Annotated in this window: 16 protein-coding genes; 11 read left to right on the top strand and 5 right to left on the bottom strand. The window is 49.6% G+C overall.

Annotated elements, in window-relative coordinates:
• Window positions 1-8 precede the first annotated feature (8 nt).
• Complete coding sequence (gene hisC / locus O3C43_14810) at window positions 9-1,121, bottom strand: histidinol-phosphate transaminase (protein ID MDA1067761.1); 1,113 nt, start codon at window positions 1,119-1,121, stop codon at window positions 9-11.
• Window positions 1,122-1,201: 80 nt separating this feature from the next.
• On the opposite strand from hisC, the gene O3C43_14805 reads away from it, so the two are divergent.
• Entirely contained in the window at window positions 1,202-2,092 is an 891-nt protein-coding gene (locus tag O3C43_14805) for an SDR family oxidoreductase (GenBank protein ID MDA1067760.1), read from the top strand.
• Here the strand turns inward: O3C43_14805 and O3C43_14800 are convergent.
• Together O3C43_14800 and O3C43_14795 are read right to left on the bottom strand one after the other, a co-directional pair.
• Window positions 2,086-2,595, bottom strand: a complete 510-nt coding sequence (locus tag O3C43_14800; GenBank protein MDA1067759.1) for a type VI secretion system tube protein Hcp — start codon at window positions 2,593-2,595, stop codon at window positions 2,086-2,088. The two genes, O3C43_14805 and O3C43_14800, sit on opposite strands and share 7 nt — an antisense overlap.
• A 90-nt stretch (window positions 2,596-2,685) precedes the next feature.
• Window positions 2,686-3,909 carry a class I SAM-dependent RNA methyltransferase gene (locus O3C43_14795; GenBank protein MDA1067758.1) on the bottom strand — a complete coding sequence of 408 codons (1,224 nt, stop codon included), beginning with the start codon at window positions 3,907-3,909 and terminating at the stop codon, window positions 2,686-2,688.
• Window positions 3,910-3,975: 66 nt separating this feature from the next.
• Between O3C43_14795 and O3C43_14790 the strand changes: the two genes are divergently transcribed.
• The 5 genes from O3C43_14790 (at window position 3,976) to O3C43_14770 (ending at window position 10,068) form a co-directional block, all read left to right on the top strand.
• A complete protein-coding gene (locus O3C43_14790; GenBank protein ID MDA1067757.1) occupies window positions 3,976-4,785 on the top strand; it encodes an RNA methyltransferase in 810 nt (269 codons plus the stop codon).
• Between the two features lie 36 nt (window positions 4,786-4,821).
• Window positions 4,822-5,994: a YjgN family protein gene (locus O3C43_14785; protein ID MDA1067756.1), complete on the top strand. Its 1,173-nt coding sequence runs from the start codon at window positions 4,822-4,824 to the stop codon at window positions 5,992-5,994.
• Window positions 5,994-7,034, top strand: a complete 1,041-nt coding sequence (locus tag O3C43_14780) for a M48 family metallopeptidase (GenBank protein MDA1067755.1) — start codon at window positions 5,994-5,996, stop codon at window positions 7,032-7,034. Before O3C43_14785 ends, O3C43_14780 begins: the two co-directional genes overlap by 1 nt.
• 108 nt (window positions 7,035-7,142) lie before the next feature.
• Complete coding sequence (locus O3C43_14775) at window positions 7,143-7,688, top strand: sigma-70 family RNA polymerase sigma factor (protein ID MDA1067754.1); 546 nt, start codon at window positions 7,143-7,145, stop codon at window positions 7,686-7,688.
• A 1-nt stretch (window position 7,689) separates the two neighbouring features.
• Window positions 7,690-10,068 (top strand): VWA domain-containing protein, encoded by a 2,379-nt coding sequence (locus tag O3C43_14770; protein MDA1067753.1) that lies wholly within the window; start codon window positions 7,690-7,692, stop codon window positions 10,066-10,068.
• 258 nt (window positions 10,069-10,326) lie between these two features.
• Here O3C43_14770 and O3C43_14765 read toward each other — a convergent pair whose 3' ends face one another.
• Complete coding sequence (locus O3C43_14765) at window positions 10,327-11,322, bottom strand: NAD-dependent epimerase/dehydratase family protein (protein ID MDA1067752.1); 996 nt, start codon at window positions 11,320-11,322, stop codon at window positions 10,327-10,329.
• Window positions 11,323-11,492: 170 nt separating this feature from the next.
• Here O3C43_14765 and O3C43_14760 point away from each other — a divergent pair, with 170 nt between their 5' ends.
• Window positions 11,493-12,278, top strand: a complete 786-nt coding sequence (locus O3C43_14760; protein MDA1067751.1) for a hypothetical protein — start codon at window positions 11,493-11,495, stop codon at window positions 12,276-12,278.
• 121 nt (window positions 12,279-12,399) lie between these two features.
• Here the strand turns inward: O3C43_14760 and O3C43_14755 are convergent, their stop codons facing one another.
• On the bottom strand, window positions 12,400-14,013 hold the full coding sequence (locus O3C43_14755) for a fatty acid CoA ligase family protein (GenBank protein ID MDA1067750.1): 1,614 nt from the start codon (window positions 14,011-14,013) through the stop codon (window positions 12,400-12,402).
• A 155-nt stretch (window positions 14,014-14,168) separates the two neighbouring features.
• On the opposite strand from O3C43_14755, the gene O3C43_14750 reads away from it, so the two are divergent.
• The 4 genes from O3C43_14750 to O3C43_14735 all read left to right on the top strand — a co-directional run bounded on the left by O3C43_14750 (window position 14,169) and on the right by O3C43_14735 (window position 19,893).
• Window positions 14,169-14,333 (top strand): hypothetical protein, encoded by a 165-nt coding sequence (locus tag O3C43_14750; protein ID MDA1067749.1) that lies wholly within the window; start codon window positions 14,169-14,171, stop codon window positions 14,331-14,333.
• A 7-nt stretch (window positions 14,334-14,340) separates the two neighbouring features.
• The gene (locus O3C43_14745) at window positions 14,341-15,852 is read left to right on the top strand and encodes a glycine--tRNA ligase (protein ID MDA1067748.1); all 1,512 of its coding nucleotides are present in this window, start codon (window positions 14,341-14,343) and stop codon (window positions 15,850-15,852) included.
• A gap of 234 nt (window positions 15,853-16,086) precedes the next feature.
• Window positions 16,087-18,798 carry a DEAD/DEAH box helicase gene (locus tag O3C43_14740; GenBank protein MDA1067747.1) on the top strand — a complete coding sequence of 904 codons (2,712 nt, stop codon included), beginning with the start codon at window positions 16,087-16,089 and terminating at the stop codon, window positions 18,796-18,798.
• Window positions 18,799-18,816: 18 nt separating this feature from the next.
• Window positions 18,817-19,893 (top strand): SWIM zinc finger family protein, encoded by a 1,077-nt coding sequence (locus O3C43_14735; GenBank protein MDA1067746.1) that lies wholly within the window; start codon window positions 18,817-18,819, stop codon window positions 19,891-19,893.
• Window positions 19,894-20,434: the final 541 nt, after the last annotated feature.

Genomic DNA, 20,434 nt, shown 5'->3' with positions numbered 1-20,434 from the left:
TTCAGAGACTAAGAAAGCCCGAGGACGGATTGCAACGATTCAATCAACCGCCTGTTATGCTCCACGGTTCCAATTGAAATTCGCACATACTCAGGAAAACCATAGGCTCCCATAGGCCTCACGATAACGCCCAATCGCTGCAAAGAAAGAAAAACACCCGCTCCGTCTCCCACTTTAACCAGAATAAAATTTCCCACACTTGGTACGAAGGGTATTCCGTGCTCTTTGAAAAACTCGACGAGCTGGGTCAACCCATTGTGGTTACAGGCACGGGTGGCCTCAACAAAGTCGTCGTCACTTAAGGCTGCAGCTGCAGCTACTTGAGCGATGGCATTTACATTAAACGGTTCGCGAACCCGGTTGAGAAGCGCTGCACACTCCGCACTGCAGTATCCATACCCTACCCGGAATCCCGCCAACCCATATATTTTGGAAAAGGTTCTGGTACCAATAATCTTCCTGCCTTCAGCTATCAAAGGTCGTAAATCAAGCGGACTTTCCAAAAACTCTGCATAGGCTTCGTCTACGACCAATATCACATGATCCGGTAAAGACCGTGCAAATGCTATCACCTCATCCGATGGGTTCAGTGTTCCCGTAGGATTATTGGGACAGGGCAGAAAAATGAGTTTGGTTTTATCCGAAACTGCAGCACGCATCCCCTCAAGGTCATGGGTAAAATCTACCAAAGGCACCTCAATCGGAGTCGCCTGAAATAGCAGCGTGATTAGTTTATAAACAATAAAAGCCTGCTGGCCCATAACAACCTCATCGCCCGGTTGTAGAAAGGCGTGGCCAATCAGCTCAATGACTTCATTCGACCCGTTTCCAAACACAAATTGCCCGGGATCCAACTGCAACTTATTGGACAACGCTTTTCGCAATTCATAGCAGCCGCCATCTGGATACAAATAGGATTGATCTAAAAAGTTTTTTACCGCCTCCAATGCACGCGGTGAGGCGCCCAAAGGATTTTCGTTCGAGGCTAATTTGATGGTTGAATTGGGATCCAACCCAAATTCTCGCGCGACCAAATCGATTGGTTTCCCGGGTTCGTAGATCGGTTGCTTGAGTACCGAAGGATTCGCAAGGTCGGTATAATTTTTATTTAAAGTAGACATGGACGCCTAAAAGGATAGCGATCGCATTCGGTAGAAATTAATCTCATAACTCAAATGCAAAACATGCTTCCGAAATTTTAATGACGATTTTTCTAACAGGTGCATCCGGACTTCTTGGAAATGCATTGGCACACACGTTTGCGGGAAATCCGTGGCAAGTACACGGAACCAGCCACCACCGGAGACCATTGGCAAAGGGTATTCGCCTTCATCTGGTCGACCTTACTCAGCCGGGCGAATTGAACAAGCTCCTCCAAGCTATAAAACCCGATGCGATCGTGAATGCTGCATCGCTGTCTGTCCCAGCCGATTGCGAAAAAGATCCTCAACGGTCCAAAGTACTGAACATCACATTGCCAACAGCATTGGCCCGATTTGCTACCGATCAAGGCTCGGATTTCATCCACTTCTCCACCGATATGGTTTTCGACGGGAAAGAAGGCAATTATTTAACAGATAGCTCGACGAACCCCACCAACCTCTACGGGGAACACAAACTTGAATCCGAAATTCAGGTACGGAAGGAAGCCCCGAATTCCCGAATCATCCGCCTGCCACTCCTGATGGGCAACAGTCTATCCGGAACACGCTCAGTCCACGAAGCGCTCTGGAACAACTGGAACCAAAACAAGGCCACTCCACTGTTCGAAGACGAATGGCGAAATCCGGTATCTGTGTCCAATGTTGCAGCACTCGTGGAGGAGTTACTTGAGAACCGCAACATTGGCGGACTCTTCCATTGGGCTGGAAGAGATCGCCTCAATCGTTGGGAACTGGGGCTTAGAATTGCCCAAAAGCTAAACGTACCACTAGACCTGCTACAACGCACACTTGCAGGAAACCTCCCCCAATTTAAAGACCGTCCGCTAAACTTGACCTTGGACAGTTCCAAATTAAAGGCGCTGGTCCAAACAGAACCAGCGCCTTTTGAAAATCAATTGGAAGAACTGGTGCTTCCCGTGGGTTACTGAGTTGTTCGGTTAGAACGACTGCTGTTGTAGTCGGTTGCTTTGGTTGAGGACGCTCGGTTGGATCGCGTAGTATTATGATCAGCTCCCCGTGTCGGCCCAAATTCCTGTTTGTATGAAAAGCGCAAACTCACCACTTCTTGTTTCCCCTTTTTTTCAATGGAGACCACTTTTACATTTTTGAGGAGAAAGTTTTTATCTCCTTCAGTGATGGTAATTTCACCAAACGATCCTCCAGAATTGAGCATTTCCTGAAGCTTGGGTGAAGATTTATCCAGTTCTTTGGTGATAGAAAGACTTCCGGACTGAGCACCCCCTTCCGTTTTTGCAGCGCGGGAGTATTCTTTCTTATTTACCGCTTCGGGAGCCATCCACCGAACGGATCGAACTTCCATGGCTTCGCCCTTGATATCACCCAATTTCATATAGGCAGCGGCAGCGGCGAAAGACGGAGAAAGTAGTAAATAGGAGCTAAATAGAGTAATGACTGTTATTAGTTTGTTCATAGGTATGGTGGGTTAACTTTGTGTAGGAAGCGTGGATAAACTAATTTCGTTTTGGAATTCTTCTGGTTTTTTGAACTCGATTTTTACGCTTTAATTCACTTTTCGGGTTAAAGTTGCCACACTCTCGATATGCCTCGTTTGCGGAAATAGGTCAAATGGCTGAATCAAAGCTACTTCATAACCCGCTTCGATAAACTTGCTCAAGTCACGCATTTGAGTGGCCGGATCGCAACTCACATAGACAATCCGGGCTGGATTGTACGCGAACAACTGCTGAAGGAACTCATCGCTGCACCCTTTTCGTGGAGGATCGAGTACCACTATCGATTCCTCCGCCGGAAACTCAACTTGCTGAAAAAGATGAGCGGCATCCCCGACTTGGAACTGACAATTAGTGATCCCGTTAATAGTCGCGTTGTCCTGCGCGTATTTCACGGATTTCTCGCTGATCTCAATCCCGACCGCTTGCTCGAAATGCCTGCCAGCATACAGTGCAAATAATCCGGAACCACAGTAGGCATCCAATAGGTACCGGACTCCGTCCGCTTGCGCTTGCGTAAGGACGTGTTCAGCAAGCAAAGGCAAAATGAACGGATTGTTTTGAAAAAATTCTCCCGCCGGAAATCGAAATACCACATCGCCCACTACCTCCGTAACGATGGAATTATTATCCGTAACGATACCTTCTTGCACATCTCGCACGAGCACCGTCGAACCGTTCTTATAGTTTTTATAGTTCTCAATGACCGATCGCCGGATAGCTGGAAGCTGCTCATTTATCTTTCTTGTAGCAATGGGACATTGATCGACATCCACCAGCCGGTTTCGCCGACCTACTTCGAGAAATCCGATACGAAAATCTTTCCCCTCACGTGGTTTCTGGAAATGCGGAGTCAGTTTACTGCGATAGCCATAAGGCTTGGGCGAGCCAATAGCAGGTTGAACCGTATAAGTATTCCCGATTTGCCTATCCACCAGTTCCTGCACATGCCGTGTTTTGAATGCTAGCTGCTCCTCGTACTTTAAATTCTGGTACTGGCAACCTCCGCATAATCCGAATAACTTGCACTTGGGTTCTATCCGGTGAGGCGAGGGCTCCAAAATCTCAACCAAATCGGCATCTGAAAAATTTGCGTGGTTACGGTAGATCCGGACACGCACCTTTTCACCGGGTAACGCGAATGGCACCATCAGGACCCAGCCATCGACCCGCCCGACTCCTTGCCCAAGGTTGGTCAGATTGTCGATGCGCACATCAACCTCTTCGTGATAACTAAATTTTCCTTCTCGGAATCCTCGTGGTGCTTTGGCCATAAAATGCTTTAAAACGCGGAAGTGAACCCCTACCTTGCCCGATGTTCAACACCCGATTACACCCTAATGCCTTTGACCACTATCGACAGCCTGCAGAATCAACGCGTGAAGCGGGCGAGAGCGCTTACCCAGAAACGACAGCGGGACCGCGAAGGCCTTTTCCTACTTGAGGGAGAGCGCGAATTGGAGCGTGGCTTGGACGCAGGGATTGAAGGCACCCAAATCATGCTTTGTCCGGAGTTATTTAAACATGGCAAGGCGTCTGAATCGTTACATGACAAGCTGATTACAGGCGATACCCCGGTCATTTACCTAACCAAACAGGTATTTGAACACTGTTCCTACCGTGAAAACCCGGATGGATTCCTGGCGATCTGCAAGACCTTCCGACGCTCGCTTGAAGAACTCGTACTTTCCGACAATCCTCTGATTCTCATCGTAGAGTCTTTGGAAAAACCCGGAAACCTTGGCACCATCCTTCGAACAGCGGATGCTGTTGGGGTCGACGCCGTAATACTTAACGATCCGGTCACAGACATTTTCAACCCCAACGTAATCCGCGCATCTGCCGGGGTTGTATTCAATGTGCCAACCGCTATCGCCACCAAAGAAGAAACCCTTCATTTTTTGAAAGAGCACAGTATTCGAAGCGTAGCGACAACACCAGATACGGAAACACTCTACCATGAGGTCTCGTTCTGCAAACCGTCGGCCATACTCGTGGGAAGTGAAAAGGATGGTCTCGGTAATTTTTGGTTGAATGAAGCGAATCTTAAAACCAGATTACCGATGTCAGGTCGGGCAGATTCCCTGAATGTCAGTGTAACTACAGCAATCATGTTGTATGAAGCAGTCCGACAAAGGACATTGGCCTGATCACAGACCATTCTTTTCACCCCAAACCCTCAAAATATGGCAAACGAACCAACCGATCCAATCAATGAACCCGATGACGATGATTTGAAATGGGCTCCTCCTGAATATCGACCAGCTACACCACCTCCTCTTCAGACTCCTCCAACAGTCCTCAATCCACCCAAAGAACTAGAGACGTTCCGAATGTCATTTACCGGAAATGCTGGAGAATACTTCCGTATCTGGATTGTAAACCTGTTTTTAACCATAGTAACTCTTGGTATATACTTTCCCTGGGCAGTCGTCCGACAGCGAAAATACCTCTATGCCAATACTTGGCTTGGAGAAGACAACTTTGGATTTCACGCCAATCCTATCGCGCTCCTCAAAGGGTACATCATCGTTGTGATAGGAGCACTTATTTATGGACTGAGTAGTTTCATTCACCCATTTGCTCCGCTAGGGGTACTCGCCATACTAGGTCTTTCCTTTCCGTTCCTGGTCTGGAAGGCGATTCGCTTTCGGGCACGCTACTCTTCCTTCCGCAATATCCGATTCAAGTTTACGGGAGAATTGGGACAGGCCTATGTGCTTTACCTATGTTGGGCCCTTTTAATTCCATTTACCGCTGGACTCATTGTTCCTTACATCGAGTTTTTGAAAAAGGAGTATCTAATTCGAAATCTGTCCTTTGGTAACCAGAAGTTTAATTTTAAAGGAGTCGGTGGAGCTTTTTATCCGCCCTACCTGGGAGCCATAGGCATCGGTTTTCTTGGTTATATAGCCATGGCCATTTTTGTGTTTATTCCTATATCGCTGGCCCAAGCCCTCGCACTTCCGGAGAATATCCGAGAGGTGTTTATGGTTGGTACAATGATAATCGGCTACTTAATTTTGCTCCTGGCATTCGCAATAGGAAAATCGCTGATCTATTCCAGAATCCAAAACTACTCCTGGGGTGTGACGGATATTGGATTTTCGACCAGCTTCAAATCGGAATACGAGTTGAAGCCACTTCTTGTTCTCGATATCACTAATGGTCTCGCCATATTTTTCAGCTTGGGATTGGCAACTCCATGGGCAACGATCCGTAAGAAAAAATATGTGGTCGCACACCTGCTAGTTAATCTCGATAAGGATCAACTCGAAAAAGTTGAACAGGCTGCCATGGAAAATGAAGGAGCGTTGGGCGATGCGGCAGCCGATTATATGGATTTTGATATAGGGTAATGACAAGGATTTCAGCCAGGTATTATGATGGCCAATCCTCTGCAGCTAAAACAGTCGAGGTCGTAATATTAGATGCCATCCAACTGGAAATCCGGGATCAAACAGACACCAAATCCTATACCGTAAATGCGTGTATTTTTGAAGCACCGCTGGGCAATACCCGCCGGGTAATTCTTCTTCCGGATAACGGCCGCCTGGAAACCGACGACTTCGAGGCGTATGATGCTTTGCAGGATTCCTTAAATCCCGGAATGGGTTTAAAATGGGCTCATTGGCTGGAAAGAAAGTGGGGATGGGTGATTGCAAGCATGTCAGGACTTGTGGCTTTCACTGCCGCCTTGTTTACATGGGGAGTTCCGTGGGCGGCGTTCATAGTAGCACACAAAATCCCGGTTGAACTGAATGATCAGCTGGGAAAAGGAGCCCTGGAGACCATGGATAGGTTCATATTCGAGCCCTCAGAAATTTCGACAAAAGATCAAGAAAGGTATCAAAACTGGTTCGAGGAGATTGCGGACGACTTTAAAAGCGAACACACATATACCTTGTTTTTCAGAGCTACTGAATTAGGTGCCAATGCCTTCGCTTTGCCCAATGGGAGCATAGTAGCAACCGACGCACTGGTAGCCCTTGTTTCAGGAAAGGAAGAATTCCAAGCTGTCATCGCTCACGAAATTGCACACATCATCCATCGGCATTCCATGCAAATGGTGCTTAGAGATACAGGTATTTTCATTTTTATCTCAACTTTTCTGGGCGACCTTGCATCCCTTTCTTCCATGGCATCGGCCATACCGACCATACTCATTGAGAACAGCTACTCGCGTGGATTTGAAACGGAAGCCGACCTCGTATCGGGACAGTGGTTACAGGAGAAATATGGAAGCTCCGAAGCAATGAGGTCTATTCTTATCAAAATCCATGAAGAAAATGAGGGCGCGGATCTTCCGGAGCTTATGTCTACTCATCCGGATCTGAAGAATCGTATCATGCTTTTAGAGGAAACATTTCCACTTCCACAGGAATCTGAAGAGCGGTAGCGGTCGGTACTGCTAAGTTGGTCTCAAAAAAAGGTTGCATCTTTTTCTAAGAAAAAGGGCGTATCAGGTGTTAGCTCGGTATATGATAACCCCCAACACTGATAACACATGCCGCCGAAGGTAGCCACGGATAGCCGGTGGAGCTGGGTGCAGAAGGCGATGGACGAACATCAGTCAGCTCTCATTCGCTACGCCCAAAGTATTCTTCACGATGGTGACCAAGCCAGGGATGCCGTACAGGAAACGTTTATAAAACTCTGTAAACAGACTCCCGAGCAACTCAGCGATCACCTGGCCCCGTGGCTCTTTCGCGTCGTGCGCAATCAGTGCCTAAATATGCTAAGAAAGGAAAAACGCATGAGTCACTTCGAAAGTCCGGACGCCTTAGACGTCCAGGAAAATCCGGCCGAAAGCCACCCCCACGAACAGCGAAAACGGGAAACCATTAGCTCGCTGTTTGAACTGGTTAACACCCTACCCAACCGCCAACGCGAACTTGTCCTTCTCAAATTTCAGCAGGACTTCAGCTATCAGGAAATCAGCGAAGTAACCGGCCTCACGGTTAGTAATGTCGGATTCATCCTGCACCAAGCCATCCGCTCCCTCAAACAAGAGTGGCACGCCCTCGAAACCGCCAACATTGGAGGAAACTAATATGAAACATTTAGATCCAAACGACCCACGATTCACCGCCAAAGCCCTGGGTGAGCAAGAACCCCAATCCATCAACCCGGAAGCCGTTGAGGAGTTCGAAGCGATTCAATCCTTCGCCAGCACCCTGAAGTCAGAGCTCAACGCACAAGACGAAAAGGACGCCCTCACTGAAGAACAAAAAGAACGGGTCCGCAAAGCGATAGAGCCTCAGCAGCAAAAAGTTCTTAAGTTTCCTATGTGGATCAATGCCGTCGCAGCGTGCATGGTGCTGGGGTTGGTGGGAATCGCGTCCTTTAAAGTATTGGAAAAATCGAACACGCCGGAATTCCAGAATGAATTGGCTGTAGCACCCCCACCTCCGTCCATAGCAGCCAGGAGCCAGGTTCCTCAGAAATCAATTGATGGGGTTACTCCTTCCAATCGTAATTCCGACACACAGAGAACACGTCAAGAGGAAGTATCAGAACTCAAGTTTGAACCAAAAGAATCGGAGACAAGTCGCGGCTTGGGTCGAGCATCCGGAAATCCTGAGGACGATATATTCGAACTATCTCCTTTCGTCGTGGAGGAGGAAGATTCCCTAAATTATCAAGCCAGCTCCACCCTGGCCGGAACTCGAATTAATACGAATCTAAAAGATCCTGTTGGGACAATTCAGGTTTTTACTCAGGAATTCCTAGAAGATACTGGGGCAACAGACGCTGCAGCGTTACAATATTTCCGGGGATCAACAGAACCAAAAGATGCCCAAGGCAATCTCCCAAATTCTACCGCTGATACAACCACATGGAGTATCATCGGAAAGGAACCCGATCAATGGAACAACAAAGAACTTGTCGTAGACAAGCTAGCTATTCGCACTGAGGCTTTGCAAAATCCGGAACCTTCACTAAGGATTCAAGCTTCCTACGAAGCCCCTCAAAAACCTGTTGTTCCAAGGCAAGAACCCTGGAACCGCGAAGCCTACGATCGCATTGTCGAGAATGCGTTCAAAAGTCCCAAGGACCATGCTTTGTCCACATTCTCTATTGATGTTGATACCGCATCGTATGCGAACACCCGGCGCTACCTGAACGGCGGTCAACTTCCACCGGCGGATGCCGTTCGGATTGAGGAAATGATTAATTATTTCTCCTACAATTATGATGGGCCGAAGAACGAAACACCGTTTGCGTTGCATGTAGATGCAGCAAACGCACCCTGGAATTCCCAGCACCGCCTCGTTCGTATTGGTCTGCAAGGCAAGAAGGTCGAATTGTCCGAACGTCCGGATGCCAATCTGGTTTTCCTGATCGATGTATCTGGCTCTATGAGCGATCAGAACAAACTTCCTCTCGTCCAACGTTCTTTGAATCTCTTGGTCGATCAGATGGAAGCGCGGGATAGCATTGCTGTCGTTGTTTATGCAGGAGCCTCTGGCCTGGCACTTCCCTCCACTACCGCCAACAACAAGGAAACGATTCAGCACGCGATCAGTAACCTGAAGTCCGGTGGTTCCACCAACGGAGGAGCCGGTATTGAGCTCGCCTACTCAGTGGCACAAAAACATTTCGTGAAGGATGGCATCAACCGCGTAATTCTTTGCACCGATGGAGACTTCAACGTAGGCACCAGTGACCGTGGCAGCCTCACCCGAATGATTGAGGAGAAAGCCAAAACCGGTGTATTCTTCTCCGTCCTCGGATTCGGCATGGGCAACTATCAGGACGCCTCCATGGAAGAACTGTCCAACAAGGGTAATGGAAACTATGGTTACGTCGATTCTTTCAAGGAAGCTCGCAAGGTGTTTGTCGACGACATGCTCGGAACATTATACGCCATTGCCAAGGACGTGAAGATTCAGGTGGAGTTCAACCCTGCCAAGGTCGCTCAGTACCGCCTCATCGGCTACGAAAACCGTATTCTTGCGAAGGAAGATTTTAACGATGACACCAAAGACGCCGGGGAAATCGGTGCCGACCACACCGTCACCGCCCTTTACGAAATAATTCCCACAGGAATTAAATCAAAGGACACTCCCTCAGTAGATCCCCTCAAATACCAAAAGACCGCCATCTCTGAAAGGGCTGACGATTCAGCCGAAACGTTCACCATAAAACTACGCTACAAACAACCCGATGAAGATGTCAGCCAACTGATAGAACAGGTGTTTGTTGATTCTGGTTCAGAAATAGAAGCGGCCAATGACGACTACCGCTTCGCGACTGCGGTCGCCAGTTTCGGCATGCTCTTACGGAATTCCGAATTCACTGAAAACCTGACCCTCAAGGATGTGCTCGACCTTGCAAGCAAAGCTAAAGGAAAAGATTCCGGAGGCCTTCGCTCTGAGTTTATCGAGCTCGTTGAAAAAGCCATCACGCTCACCCCCGATAAAGAATAAGTTTCCACCACTTCCGAATCAAAAAAATAGTCAGCTGCAATCGGCATTGCGAGGACGCAGTGGCCCTACCGTGGAATCATGTAGTAGGGCAATCGCATCCATGCGATGCCGATTTTTTTGGTAGGGACGCATCGCCGAGGCGTCCGTCAAACATTTTCAAATCGAATTCGGACGGCCCAGCGGTCCATTCCTACCTTTTTGAAGCCTGAACCCAGACACCTGCCCAGCGAAGCTTCGGCGTAGTTGGGAAACCCGCTCCTACACCTTTGCCAAATGTGCAACCAACTCCAAAAGTCCTTGCTCGATGGATACAGATGGGTGGTAGCCCAGATCATGACGAGCTGCGGTAATGTCGAAATAGTGATCCTTGGCCAATTCTGTAGCGAGGAAGCGGGTCATGGGTGGCTCACCGGCGAACCGGAAAGTTTTCCAAACTCCTTCCAGCGTAGCACCCATACGGTAGGCCGCAGGAAGGGAAATTTGTTTTTCCACTTGGGGAATACCAAGCCTTGTCAGTAAATCATTGATCCAGTCCCAAAGCACGACGGGTTCTCCCTGGGTTATGAAGTAAGGCCGCCCGCAACTCTCAACCCGTTCCAATGCGACCTGGGCACGAATCTGGGCATCGGCCGCATTTTCAACATGCACAATATCGACCTTGTTCGACCCATCACCCACGATGCGCAATTTACCTTTTCGTGCACGCTCAACTACCCTGGGAATCAAATGGTTGTCGCCCACTCCCCATATCAGGTGTGGCCGAAGCGCGATGGTTCGAAGGCCGCTTCCGTCAGGATCGTTGGCAGAAAGCACTTCTTTTTCGGCCAACATTTTCGTATACGCGTAGTGGCACAGCCAATTCTTCCCATAAGGCTGAGACTCGTTAACCCCCCGAAGGGAATGGCCATTAAAAACAACGCTTGGAGTACTTGTATAAATTAATCGCGAGGTGCCCAGCTCTTTGCAGGCATTTAAAACGTTTCGAGTCCCGATTACGTTGATTTGGTAGTAGTCATCCCACTTTCCCCACACGCCGGCTTTCGCTGCGATGTGTTGAATTACATCCACACCCCTCGCCGCCGCTCGCACAATTTTAGCGTCACGAATATCCCCCTGGATGACATCGACACCTTCAGCTTTCAGGTCGGATTGTTCTGACCTTCCAAGCACCCTGACTGCGTACCCTTTTTCCAAAAGTTTTTTTACTACATAACGACCGAGAAATCCGCCGCCGCCGGTAACCAATATCTTCATATACACGTGTGTGGCGATTTCTGCGAGGAATGCCACGAAAAATTTTTATTTCCTGTGCATCCGTGTTTGAGGAAGCGGCGTAATAGCTTTCACATTCTTATTAATAATTCAACTTTTCATCCTGATATGAAACTAATTCCAAGATATCCATTCTTCATTGTAATAATCGGATGGCTGGTTCAAACAGTCTCCGCCCAAGTCACCCAGCCAACCCATGCTACGTTTTCCGCGTTCACTACAGGAAAAACGGAGGCCATAAATTTGAAGTTGAATCCATCAGTTCCGAAGGATTGTGCGCAACTGTTCGGTACATTGAAACCCAGATTCCAGGTGGCCAACACCAAGCCTTGGTAGACTTCGAAGAGCACATAAGCATTCCAATTCTAAGTCAGCAGTTTGAGTATATAGATGCGGTCAATCAATTTGATGAACCGGTTTCCGCTATCTTTCATTGGCAAGGAAGGATCTTCGAATCAATGCCATGCCCGATTCAATATATCGTCGCGCCCCCTAGTATTCTTTTATACGAATCCCCTGGTGCCCAACCCTTGGTAAATACATCCAATCGCGCCGAGGTCACATCAGAAAATCCAGCGATTGCGGGATTTGTGTTAAGTGAAGGAAGCTGGGTTGTCATTCGAGGCATCGGTAAATCGATGAATCTTGAATCCGGTTACATCGAAGACCCCGTTATCACCTTGCACGCAGACCAACCTTTGTTTGATGATTTCAACGACGACCTGGAAAACTCCATCAGCAACGACAACTGGCAGGATACACTACGAAAAGACACCCTCGAATATTGGAAGATGGCTCCTAAAAACGAAAATGAATCTGCGCTGGTGACCTATTTGAATCCAGGACCTTACTCCGTTCACATTACTGCAAATGGAGAAGCAGGAAACGGACTTGTTGAGGTTTACATCGCACCGTACGCGTTGTTGCCCGATGAATAAAAGTAGGGTCGTTTTGCCGAAACGACCGAAGCAATAACAGTCGCGAACAAGTTTGCTCCTGCAAAAATGCGGATTCGTAAGCTGTAGGAGCCAATTTATTCGCGACCCTGTTTCATCCCTTCTAAGAAAACTTCTTCGCCAAAGTCAGACGGTGAATCTTTGCATTATGCCGAACATCCACTGGAAAGTTTTTGTAGAAAAAAATCTTTTCAACTTTGGAAGCAATTGAATCGGGCGGAACGTTTGCCAACAACTCTTTCTCCCAGGCTTGGTGGTCCGAGTAATCATCCGTCCAATAATCCTTTTCGGGCTCAATCACAATAGCTGGCGCTTGGTGAGGCGCTTCCCCTAAACCGATCAGAGCAGATCGAAACACCTTGGGCTGCTGATTGAAATAAGCTTCCACAGGATCCGTAAATAAAACACCGCTCTCAGTTTGGACTCGTTCGGCCACACGTCCACAAAACCAGACATCCCCCTGCTCGTCGAGGTAGCCAGTGTCACCCATACGGTGCCATATCGAATCACCATCTGCTATTTTCGCTTTGGCTGTGGCCTCTCCCAGTTGATCATAGCCTTTGGTGACTACGGGACCCTTAACAACCAGTTCACCTATTTCACCGATAGGTAGAGGCACCGCATCATCCATCGTGGAGATAGCGTCATCCGAGATGGCAATGACCCGAACTTCCATTTCGGATACGGCCTTCCCGACACAAGTCCCTTTTTCCAAATTGGTTTTGACCATGGTCTCTTCGAGTATTCGTGTTCCGGATATACTGCACACGGGCAATGATTCGGTCGCACCGTAAGGCGTATGAATCTCACCATTCACAATCACTTTTTTAAATGCTTCGATTAGGGAAGGCGGCACCGGTGCCCCAGCCATAAGCACACGTTTGATACTGGGAAGTTGAATGTGTTTCTCTGAACAATATTTACAGATCTTACCCCAAAGCACCGGAGATCCAAAGGAACTGGTGACCCCGTTTTGCAGAATCGCCTGGACGATGTTTCTCGGATCAACCGTTGCCGGACGACTGGGATCCATCTCAGGGACTACGGTCGTCATTCCGAATGCAGGATTAAATAAAGCGAATACCGGCAGCATTGGTAGATCGATCTCACCGCGCTCGATTCCGTACGTTTCGCCAATCAAGCGAACCTGTGCGTCAAACATCCCATGTTCATAGAGCACACCTTTCGGTGCTCCGGTAGAACCCGAAGTGAAAAGGATCGCAGCCAGATCATCGCTCCGCGTTTCCTCCATAATCGGATCGCTCGATAATTTAGATAACTGCTTCTCAAATCCACCACCCACGAAAATCCGCGTTTTGACTCCTTTAAAACTGCCCCAAAAGAGTCGACTCAGCCAGATGGCCATCGGGATACCAACAAGGACTTCGGGTCGGGTTCGTTTGACGCAGGCTAAAAAATGTTTCCGTCCCATACCTGGATCGATCACTACCGGAACGGCACCCATTTTAAACAAAGCGAACGTAAGGAGAATGAGCTCCAGTCCTGGGCGAACAGCCAATTGCACTCGCGTTCCTCGTTTGATACCCCGTTGAATCAACAGGTTCGCGCAAGCGTTACTCAGGGATTCCAACTCGGAAAACGAAAGGCTTCGATAGCGAATCATTTCACCTTCCCAGCCTTGAGGAATTTTCAAGGCACAGTCATCCGGCTGGGCAGCGGCTGTCTTAGGCAGAAATCTGGCAATGTTGAAACTCATGTAGGTTGAAACTAGAAGTATGGTCGTAGGCCTCAGCTATAGGGCTGGCAACGGAAAAGCTGAAAGCTTGACCGGCCATCACAAAAGTGACTTCTTAGCCTGCATTTCTCACCAGCTGGGCACAAAGGAGTCAATCTGGTAACAAGAGAATTTTAATGGAATTAGTTACAAAATCAGCCTATCAAATTACGGTTTGCGCCCAGCTTCGGGATGACATGCCGGGTGTTCCTCGATCTTGGCTCGGTTACGCACAAAAGTGCGCGCCCTCGCCTCTCGCTCGTCAACTCCGACATCTCAACTCCGTGAGCAACGCAGCCTAGCCCGCATATGTCTACAGACCCATCACAAAATCCTACCATGGATGACATCATTTCCCTGTGTAAGCGCAGAGGATTTATTTTTCAATCTTCCGAGATTTACGGAGGGATTAATGGATTTTACGATTATGGCCCGTTGGGGGTTGAGCTGCGAAAAAACATCAAGGACGCGTGGTGGCAAGACATGGTGCATGGCCGCGAGGACATCGTTGGACAAGACGCTTCCATCATCATGCATCCCAAAGTTTGGAAAGCTTCAGGACACATAGACAGTTTCTCCGATCCGATGGTCGATTGTAAGGAATCGAAAATGCGCTACCGTGCAGATCACCTCTTATGGGCACCTGTGACTGTGGATGGCGAAACCATTGGCTATGTCTCGACACTCGAAGGTCCGGAGGCCCAGGCAGATGCTGAAAAGAAAGCTGCCGAACTGAAACGCAAAGCCGCAAAACAAGGCGAACTGGGGCCCATTGAGCTGAAAGAATACCTCGATGCCACGCCCGATCTCTACGAGCTTATCCCTTCACCCGCTACCGGCAAGCCGGGATCGCTGACTCCTCCACGGGAGTTTAATATGATGTTTCAAACCTTCGTAGGAGCACTCAAGGACGATTCGTCCGTTGCCTACCTGCGTCCGGAAACAGCACAGGGCATTTTCGCCAATTTCAAAGCCGTGCTGGATACGGCCCGAGTAAAGATCCCTTTCGGAATTGCCCAGATCGGTAAAGCCTTCCGCAACGAAATTACTCCCAAGAATTTCATTTTTCGCTCACGTGAGTTCGAACAAATGGAAATCGAATACTTTATCGAGGCAGACGAAGACGCGTGGGAAAACTACTACAAGGAGTGGATTCAAACCCGAATGGAATGGCATAAGTCAATCGGTTTGAGTGAAGCCAGATTGAGCACCCATGTGCACCCGCAAAACAAGCTGGCTCACTACTCCCGCGCCTGCACCGACATCATGTTCGAATTTCCATTCGGAGTACAGGAGCTCGAAGGTATTGCTGCTCGCGGCAACTACGACCTGACCCAGCACCAGGAACACTCGGGAAAGTCCATGGAGTATTTCGATGAAGCAACCCGCGAGAAATACATCCCACACGTAATCGAACCTTCACTCGGCGTGGACCGCACATTGCTGGCTGTACTCTGTTCAGCATACACGGTTGAGGAGGTGGAAGGTGAGACCCGCAACGTCTTGAAGTTCTCCCCGCGCATTGCGCCGATCAAGGCAGCTGTTTTTCCACTCATGAAAAACAAGCCAGAGATCGTGGAAATGTCTAAACGCATTTATAAGAACCTTAGTCGCCGCCATAATGTCTTCTACGATCAGGCCGGGGCGATTGGTCGCCGTTACCGTCGCATGGACGAAGCCGGAACTCCCTACTGCATTACCGTGGACTTCGATTCACTAGAGGATGGCACCGTTACTCTGCGCGATCGCGATTCGATGGAACAGGTCCGCATTCCGGAAGCGGAGGTAGCGGCCTACATCGACGAAAAGATCTACAACTAATTTTGGCAGACCGTTGACGGCCGGACTCGCAAGGGCCCGGCCTTTTTTGTCGTTCTGTTAGAAACTAAAGCAAACCATGACAACGCCAACTTCGTCTGCCTGGACAAAAGCCTCTAACAATTTAAAGTGGCTAAATTTTTCCGACCTGAAAAAGTGGATAGAGACATCATCAAAGATCCGCTTTCCCCCGAAGAAACAACCTAGCCCAGCGTAGCTCATTTTCCTTTTTCACCCATGAGTTTTGAATTCTTTTTAACTCCGGGCGCCAGCCTTCGTATTCAGAATGGCTCCGGCGGGGATGCCAACGTTTCTTACCGCAACGACGCCTGGTTTGAGCGTGTATCCGATGCGTTCGCCTTGTCCCAGGCGGAGGGATTATTTGCTCTCGCGGCCACAAAGCCAAGCTCGCCCCTGCCTCCTTCCGTTGCATACTGGCAAGACTTTGCCAGTCTCTACCTCACTGAGCTGTGCCGCACACCCGAGTCGGAGGGAGCCCGGCTTGATCCGATTGAGCCGCCCACAAGCTCGGAGCGAAACGATCTTTTCCTCTCAGCTCCTCCGATGCGTGGAGGCGAGTATTTGAGCCCGGATAGTTTCGTGGATTTATGGAACGACCTCGACGGCTGGGTACGAGAGGAAATCGTACGCCACAAAGAAAGTCTGAATTCATGGCTGGCAAAAAACGCACCCCTTTGGCATCAGGTCGGACGGGTCTGTTTTCATCTCGCCGAAAACAAACGCGATCCGGAGCTTCCCTTCGCCTTCCTCGCAACCTATGCACCCAAACTTTCCCAAAAAGGCCGCGTGCAGTACCAGCCCCTGGGAAAGGCCCTCCAGGAATACGCCGGGGACCGTAATAAAAAAGCACTGATCAAACTACTCACCCCTGTGCAAAGGGCGGCGGATCAAGTGGAGTTTGTGCGGGAACTCGTAGAGTCCGGCGATGTGTTTCATCCGCTGGCCTGGACGCCTGGAGAAGCATACCAGTTACTCAAGAACTCACCCCGGCTTGAAGAAAGCGGGCTACTGGTGAGACTACCCGATTGGTGGAAGAAACGCCCGCGTCCCCAAGTCTCGGTCACCATCGGCGAAAAGAAGAAAGGACTTTTTGGGATGGACACCCTGCTGGACTTCAAAGTCGATCTCACCTTCGACGGTCAAAAGCTCACGGAGCAACAATGGCGGGAGATCATGGCGTCCGACAATGGGCTTGCTTACATCAAAGGGCAATGGATCGAGGTGGATAAAGAAAAACTGAACGAGGCTCTCGCACATTGGCGACAGGTTGAAGCCGATGCCGGGGGCAACGGCATTTCCTTTATTGAAGGAATGCGCCTGTTGGCGGGCGCCCAGGCAGATCTGTCCACCGCCGATTCGGCCCAGATTGCAGAACAGGAGTGGGCCTTTGTCGATGCAGGTAATTGGCTTTCCGGAATGCTCGCCGGACTCCGCAACCCGGACGGACTCGTCACAGCCGGGGAAAACAAACATTTCCACGGTATCTTGCGCCCCTATCAGGCAGTTGGCCGGGACTGGCTATACTTACTCTCAACAATCGGGCTGGGCGCCTGCCTCGCGGATGACATGGGCCTGGGCAAAACCGTGCAGATAATATCCCTGCTTGTGGCTCTCAAAGAAAAGGCGGGTGCCACAAATAAACCGTCCCTCCTGGTGCTTCCCGCCTCATTGCTGGCGAACTGGAAAGCCGAGCTCAAGCGCTTTGCCCCCAGCCTGAGAACCCGCTTTGTCCATCCATCGGAAACTGACCAATCAACCCTGGCCACCATGGCGAAAGCCCCAGACCAGGCATTCCCGGCCTGCGATATCGTGCTCACCAGCTACGGCATGCTGCGGCGGCAACCATGGCTGCTCGATTTGGAATGGCAGCTCGTCATTCTCGACGAGGCACAAGCCGTCAAAAACCCCGGATCCCGTCAGACCAAAGCGGTCAAACAACTCAAGGCGAACTCTCGTATCGCACTCTCGGGCACTCCTATCGAGAACCGCCTCTCAGACCTCTGGTCGCTCTTTGATTTTCTTTGCCCCGGACTGCTCGGCACGGTGGGTAAGTTCAAACAATTCGTCAAAGGCCTGGAAAAACGCGAACACGACCAATATGCGCCCCTCAGAAAACTCGTTGCCCCCTACATACTCCGTCGCCTGAAAACGGACAAATCCATTATCACCGACCTCCCCGATAAAACCGAGATCAAGGCATATTGCGGACTGACAAAAAAACAGGCCGCTCTCTATGCCAAATCCGTGGAATCACTCGCGGAATCACTCGAGGAACTCGACGGCATGCAGCGACGCGGACTCGTGCTCGCCTTCCTGATGCGCTTCAAACAAATATGCAACCATCCAAGCCAATTCCTCGGCGACGGAGAATACGCCGACAAGGACAGTGGCAAAATAGCCAGACTGAAAAGCATCTGCGAGGAAATCGCATCGCGTCAGGAGAAAGTGCTCGTCTTTACCCAGTTCCGCGAAATGACAGAACCGCTGGCCCTTGCACTGGCCGGGACCTTCGGGCGCGAAGGCATCATCCTTCACGGAGGGACTCCGGTAAAGCAACGCCAGAAACTCGTCAAAGCCTTCCAGCAGGATGAGGGGCCGCCATTCTTTATCCTCTCCCTCAAAGCCGGCGGCACGGGGCTCAACCTGACCGCTGCCTCGCATGTGATACATTTCGACCGCTGGTGGAATCCGGCAGTGGAAAACCAGGCCACCGACCGCGCTTTTCGCATCGGACAGCATCGCAATGTCGTGGTGCACAAATTCATCTGCCGCGGCACCATCGAAGAAAAAATCGACAGCTTGCTCGAGGAAAAAGCCGGCATGGCGGAAGACATTTTCAAGGACGGCGCACAATCCCTCTTGACCGAAATGAGCAACGATGAACTACTCAGTGCCGTAGCCTTGAATATCGATCAAGCTCAATTCTAACCACCCAACGAAGCAGTAATGAGAGGAGATTTCTGGTCCCCCTATATTCCGGTGGCTGTCCGCCGCGAGAAAGCCAAAAAGAAGATGCTTCAGTTGCAAAAAAGGGGACAGGTTGTGATGCCTGTGGAGATCGAAGGTAGAAAAATCGCAAAGACTTTCTGGGGCGCCGGCTGGTGCAACCACCTGGAATCCTTCAGTGACTTCGCCAACCGTATTCCCAGGGGGCGCAGCTACGTACGCAATGGCTCCGTCTGCCACCTCGATATTAAACAAGGGGAAATTGAAGCCATGGTCAGCGGCTCTTCGATTTACAAGGTCACCGTCACAATCACTTCACTGGGAACCGAAGCGTGGACACAGGTAAAAAACAAATGCGCCGGGCAAGTCGGCTCCCTGCTGGAACTGCTGCAAGGCAAGCTATCCGAAAGCGTGATGGCTGTGGTCGCTGACAAAAATACCGGATTATTTCCCTCGCCTAAAGAAATTGATTTCGAATGCAACTGCCCCGATTACGCGGTTATGTGCAAACATGTCGCCGCCGTTCTCTACGGCGTGGGGGCGAGGCTGGACACCCAGCCGGAACTACTTTTCAAATTGCGTGGAGTCGATCATCAGGAACTCATCAGTACGGATGTGGGCCTGGCAACGGCAGGTAAAGCTCCGGGCAAAGGCAGACGCATCGCTAATGAATCTCTCGCCGATGTGTTTGGTATTGAGCTATCGGAAAGCGAACAAAAACCCCAAGGTCCGACCAAGGAAAAAGCGACAAAGAAACGAGGCAAACCAACTGCCAAAAAATCTCCCCGGCACAGCGCGAAAACTCCAAAGAAAAAGGCTTCCATCCGAAAGAAGCCCGGTCGGCGCGTTAAAAAAGCAGACCTGGAATTCACCGCCCAAGCAATCACCGCCCTGCGGAAAAAGTTTTGTATGTCACCGATTGAGTTCGCGCTCCTCCTGGGCGTGAGCACCCTTTCCGTAACCAATTGGGAACAAAAACACGGATTACTCAATCTGCGCAAAAGTTCCCTTGAAGCCCTCCAATCCGTGAGTCAATTAACCAAACGTGCCGCGTGGGAGGAGTTGAGGAACATTTGAAAGGAAAGGAGTGCCATTCGGGTCAGGAACTGCGCCCGTTACCAGCGAGAGGCAGAGTCGAGTTGTGCGTTTGCACGAAAACTTGCCAATATGAAATATGAACATTGACCCCGTTTGTCGCCTTGCTAAGTACTCAAAATGTTGGAAATCCATCAATATTCGTACGTAATAAGTAAACTAAATATACTGTTAGCCTATAAAGAAAATATGATCCCCTCATCCATCTCTCAGAAAATCGAAGAAACTATAAAGTTTCTTGAGGATAAGGGGTCACCTATACGTCGAAGAATCGCTGACATCGACGAAGTTCCTTTCGACCAATTTGAAGACCTTCAACGTTCACTAGGCAAAAGAGAAACGATCATATTCTTATCTTCGCTAAATTACGACACTACGGTTTTCTCGCTATTCTCGACAAAAATAGAGAGCTTACTCGGCACTATTTATCTAGCAATTCCATATCTAGACCCTGTTCGAAAAGCCTTCCGGAAGGAAGGTTTTCTTTTTTTTGGTTCGTAGTTCAGGCTTGAGGACTCTCCGG

Source organism: Verrucomicrobiota bacterium, from assembly GCA_027622555.1.
Classification (GTDB): Bacteria; Verrucomicrobiota; Verrucomicrobiia; order Opitutales; family UBA2995; genus UBA2995.
Note: the sequence above shows the minus strand (reverse complement) of the source record. Positions and strands in the feature narration are given on the sequence as shown.

Coding starts and splice junctions, on each gene's coding strand:
- O3C43_14770 (MDA1067753.1), top strand. CDS start 7,690: ATGAAACATTTAGATCCAAACGACCCACGATTCACCGCCAAAGCCCTG.
- O3C43_14800 (MDA1067759.1), bottom strand. CDS start 2,595: ATGAACAAACTAATAACAGTCATTACTCTATTTAGCTCCTATTTACTA.
- O3C43_14765 (MDA1067752.1), bottom strand. CDS start 11,322: ATGAAGATATTGGTTACCGGCGGCGGCGGATTTCTCGGTCGTTATGTA.
- O3C43_14805 (MDA1067760.1), top strand. CDS start 1,202: ATGACGATTTTTCTAACAGGTGCATCCGGACTTCTTGGAAATGCATTG.
- O3C43_14785 (MDA1067756.1), top strand. CDS start 4,822: ATGGCAAACGAACCAACCGATCCAATCAATGAACCCGATGACGATGAT.
- O3C43_14775 (MDA1067754.1), top strand. CDS start 7,143: ATGCCGCCGAAGGTAGCCACGGATAGCCGGTGGAGCTGGGTGCAGAAG.
- hisC (MDA1067761.1), bottom strand. CDS start 1,121: ATGTCTACTTTAAATAAAAATTATACCGACCTTGCGAATCCTTCGGTA.
- O3C43_14790 (MDA1067757.1), top strand. CDS start 3,976: ATGCCTTTGACCACTATCGACAGCCTGCAGAATCAACGCGTGAAGCGG.
- O3C43_14780 (MDA1067755.1), top strand. CDS start 5,994: ATGACAAGGATTTCAGCCAGGTATTATGATGGCCAATCCTCTGCAGCT.
- O3C43_14755 (MDA1067750.1), bottom strand. CDS start 14,013: ATGAGTTTCAACATTGCCAGATTTCTGCCTAAGACAGCCGCTGCCCAG.
- O3C43_14795 (MDA1067758.1), bottom strand. CDS start 3,909: ATGGCCAAAGCACCACGAGGATTCCGAGAAGGAAAATTTAGTTATCAC.
- O3C43_14760 (MDA1067751.1), top strand. CDS start 11,493: ATGGCTGGTTCAAACAGTCTCCGCCCAAGTCACCCAGCCAACCCATGC.
- O3C43_14740 (MDA1067747.1), top strand. CDS start 16,087: ATGAGTTTTGAATTCTTTTTAACTCCGGGCGCCAGCCTTCGTATTCAG.
- O3C43_14750 (MDA1067749.1), top strand. CDS start 14,169: ATGGAATTAGTTACAAAATCAGCCTATCAAATTACGGTTTGCGCCCAG.
- O3C43_14745 (MDA1067748.1), top strand. CDS start 14,341: ATGTCTACAGACCCATCACAAAATCCTACCATGGATGACATCATTTCC.
- O3C43_14735 (MDA1067746.1), top strand. CDS start 18,817: ATGAGAGGAGATTTCTGGTCCCCCTATATTCCGGTGGCTGTCCGCCGC.